This is a genomic window from Streptomyces sp. NPDC055815 (genome assembly GCF_053616475.1).
This window is the reverse complement of sequence record NZ_JBSHDU010000168.1, coordinates 1-4,030: the sequence shown is the minus strand read 5'-3', so window position 1 is coordinate 4,030 and position 4,030 is coordinate 1. Positions and strand designations below refer to the sequence as shown.

Below are 4,030 nucleotides of genomic sequence, written 5' to 3'. Positions count from 1 at the left end.
CCCGCCGCATCCCCGTCGACTACGCCTCCCACTCCGCCCACGTCGACGAGATCCAGGACACCCTCGCCCACGAGCTGGAAGGCGTCGCCCCCCGTACTGGCAGCGTCGCCTTCCACTCCACCGTCACCGGTGCCGTACTCGACACCACCCAGCTCGACGCCGCCTACTGGTTCCGCAACCTCCGCAGCAAGGTCCGGCTCGCCGAGGTCGTCGAGCAGCTCGCGGCCCCCGACGTCGTCTTCATCGAAGTCAGCGCCCACCCCGTCCTCGTCTCCGGCATCACCGAGACGATCAGCGACACCGGCGCCGTCGTCGGCACCCTCCACCGCCACACCGGCGCACTCACCCGCTTCGTCGAATCCGCCGCCGAGGCCTGGTCCCACGGCGTCACCGTCGACTGGCCGACCGTCCTCCGGGCCTACCGCGCCCACGCCGTGGAACTGCCCTCGTACCCCTTCCAGCGGCAGCGCTACTGGCTGGAGTCCGAGCCCGCCTCCACCGACGCCCGCGGACTCGGACTGGCCTCGGCCGGGCACCCGCTGCTCGGCGCCGTCGTCGAGCTGGTCGAGGAGGACCGGCTGGTCTACACGGGCCGCCTCGCGCTCGACACCCAGCCGTGGCTCGCCGATCACGCCGTACAGGGCACCGTCCTGCTGCCCGGCACCGCGTTCCTCGAACTCGCGATGGCCGTGGGCGCGCGGGTGGGCTGGCGACGGCTCGCCGAGCTGACCCTCCAGGCACCCCTGCTGCTCCCGGCCGACGCAGCCGTACAGCTCCGGGTGACGCTCGAACCGCCGGCCGCGAACGGGCAGCGGGAGCTGGCCGTGCACTCCCGGCCGCAGGACGCCGACGCGGGCGCCCCGTGGACGCGGCACGCCGCGGCGACGCTCGAACTCGACGACGAGTCCGCGGACTTCGACCTCGTCGAGTGGCCGCCGGCGGGCGCCCGGGAGATCGACGTCGAGAGCCGCTACGACACCCTCTCCGAGGCGGGCTACGACTACGGCCCGGCCTTCCAGGGCCTGCGCGCCGCCTGGCGCTCCGGCCGCGACGTCTACGCCGAGGTCGGCCTGCCCACCGAGCTGGACGCCACGGCCTTCGGCGTGCACCCGGCGGTCCTCGACGCGGCCCTGCACGCGGTGGGCCTGCTCCGCGAGGACGGCGGCACCGTCCTGCCCTTCTCCTGGTCCGGCGTCAGCCGCTACACCGAGGGCGCCGACGCCCTGCGGGTGCGGCTGAGCCCGCGGGGCGACGGCGTGGCCCTGCGCGTCACCGACGCCTCCGGGAAGCCCGTACTGTCCGCCGATTCCGTCACGATGCGGCCGTTCACCGCCGACCTGAGCGCCGGGCGCGGCACCGACGCGCTGTTCCGCGTCGCGTGGCAGCCGGTCCCGGCCGGCACGGCCGACGCCGATGTGTGCCTGGTCGCCGATCTGGCCGACGTGCCGGACGCGGTGCCGCAGGTCGTCGCCGTCCGATGTCCCGGCACCGACCGATGTCCGGACCCTTCGCAGGACTCCGACAACACAGGGGCCGTACTCGCCGAGGCCGCCCATCGGGCGGCGCGCTGGGCGCTCGATCTGGTCCAGGAGTGGCTGGCCGACGCCCGCTTCGCCGGATCCCGCCTGCTGGTGCTGACCGACGGCGCCGCGGGCCCCGAGGTCCACCACCCCGCCCAGGCCACCGTGTGGGGCCTGATCAGGACCGCCCAGTCCGAACACCCGGACCGTTTCGCCCTGCTGGACACGGACGAGGCGCACGACGCCGGAACCGTGCCCGGGGCCGCGCTCACCGAGCCGCAGCTCGTCCTGCGCGCGGGCGCGCTCCTCGCCCCCCGGCTCGTCCGGCACACGACCGTCGCCGACCCGACCGGTGTCACCCCGCTCGACCCGGACGGCACCGTGCTCGTCACCGGCGGCACCGGCGTGCTCGGCGCCTCGGTGGCCCGGCACCTGGTCACCGAGCACGGCGCCCGCCGCCTGCTCCTGGTCAGCCGCCGCGGCGCCGAAGCACCCGGCGCGGAGGAACTCGCCTCCGAACTCTCCGAGTTGGGCGCCGAGGTCACGCTCGCGGCCTGCGACACCGCCGACCGCGACGCGCTCGCCCGGCTGCTCGACGGCGTGCGGCTCACGGCCGTCGTCCACACCGCGGGTCTGCTCGACGACGGCGTCGTCGAGTCGCTGACCGCGGACCGGCTCGCGGCGGTCCTCCGCCCCAAGGTGGACGCCGCCGCGCACCTCGACGAACTGACCGCCGACCACGACCTCGCGGCCTTCGTCCTCTTCTCCTCGGTGGCGGGCGTGCTCGGCAACCCGGGCCAGGCCAACTACGCCGCCGGCAACGTCTTCCTCGACGCGCTGGCCGCGCGCCGCCGGGCCGCCGGCCGCCCGGCGACCTCGCTCGCCTGGGGCCTGTGGGCCGAACGCACCGGCCTGACCGGCCACTTGGACGACGACACCCTCTCGACGCGCGGCATCGCGCCGCTCTCCACCGAGCAGGGCCTCGAACTCCTCGACCGGGCGCTCGCCGACGACCACGCCGTGCTCGTACCGGCCCGCCTCGACCCGGCCTCGCTGCGCTCCGACGCCCTCGCCGGAACCCTGTCCCCGCTGCTCCGCTCCCTGGTACGGGTCCCCCAGCGGCGCTCCGGCGAGTCCGGCCTGCGCCGCAAGCTCGGCCGGATGTCCGAGGACGAGGGCCGCCGCCTGCTGCTCGACGTCGTGCGCGCCCAGCTCGCCGCGGTCATCGGCAGCGAGTCGACGGACGGGATCGACCCCGACCAGCCGTTCAAGAGCTTCGGCATCGACTCGCTCCTCGCGGTGCAGCTGCGCAACCGGCTCAACTCCGCGACCGGCCTCCGGCTCCCGGCCACGCTGGTCTTCGACCACCCCACGCCGGCCGCCGTCGTGGACTTCACGCTCGCGCTCGCTCGGGAACGCGCCGAGAGCGCCCCCGCGCAGCCCGTCACGCCCGTCGCTCCACGGACGGACGACGACCCGATCGTGATCGTGGGCATGGGGTGCCGCTTCCCCGGCGGGGTGGACTCGCCCGAGGCGCTGTGGCGGGTCGTCGCCGAACAGCGCGACGTCATCTCGGAGTTCCCGGCCGACCGGGGCTGGGACCTGGACAACCTCTTCCACCCCGACCCGGACCACTCCGGGACGTCGTACGTCCGGCACGGCGGGTTCCTCCACGAGGCCGCCGAGTTCGACCCCGCCTTCTTCGGGATCTCACCGCGCGAGGCGCTCGCGATGGACCCGCAGCAGCGGCTGCTCCTCGAAGTGTCGTGGGAGGCCCTGGAGCGGGCCGGCATCACGCCCGGTTCGCTGCACGGCAGTGACACCGGTGTGTTCGCCGGGGTGATGTACCACGACTACGGTGGCGGCGGCCGGCTTCCGGAGGAGGCCGAGGGCCACTTCCTGACCGGCACCGCGGGCAGTGTCGCCACCGGCCGTGTCGCCTACACGCTCGGCCTCCAGGGCCCGGCCCTGACGGTCGACACGGCGTGCTCGTCGTCGCTCGTCGCGCTGCACCTCGCGGTCCGTGCCCTGCGGTCGGGCGAGTGCTCGCTCGCCCTGGCGGGCGGCGCCGCCGTGATGTCCACGCCGAACACCTTCATCGAGTTCTCGCGGCAGCGGGGCCTCGCCACCGACGGCCGGTGCAAGTCCTTCTCGGCGGACGCGGACGGCACGGCCTGGGCCGAGGGCGTCGGCGTGCTCGTCGTGGAGCGGCTGTCGGACGCCCGGCGCCTGGGCCACGAGGTCCTTGCGGTGGTGGCGGGATCCGCTGTGAACCAGGACGGCGCGTCCAACGGCCTCACCGCCCCCAGCGGCCCCGCGCAGGAACGCGTGATCCGAGCGGCCGTGCACGACGCCGGCGTCACCTTCGCCGGAGTCGACGCCGTCGAGGCGCACGGTACGGGCACGGTGCTCGGCGACCCCATCGAGGCACAGGCCCTCCTCGCCACCTACGGCAGCGAGCGCGACGGACAGCCCCTCATGCTCGGCTCCCTCAAGTCCAACCTCGGACA

The 4,030-nt window shown here is 74.9% G+C and carries 1 protein-coding gene; it reads left to right on the top strand.

Features of this window, described 5'->3' with window-relative positions; all coding sequences use genetic code 11:
• On the top strand, window positions 1-4,030 hold a 4,030-nt coding region (locus ACWGN5_RS41695), incomplete at both ends, for an SDR family NAD(P)-dependent oxidoreductase (protein WP_453524220.1).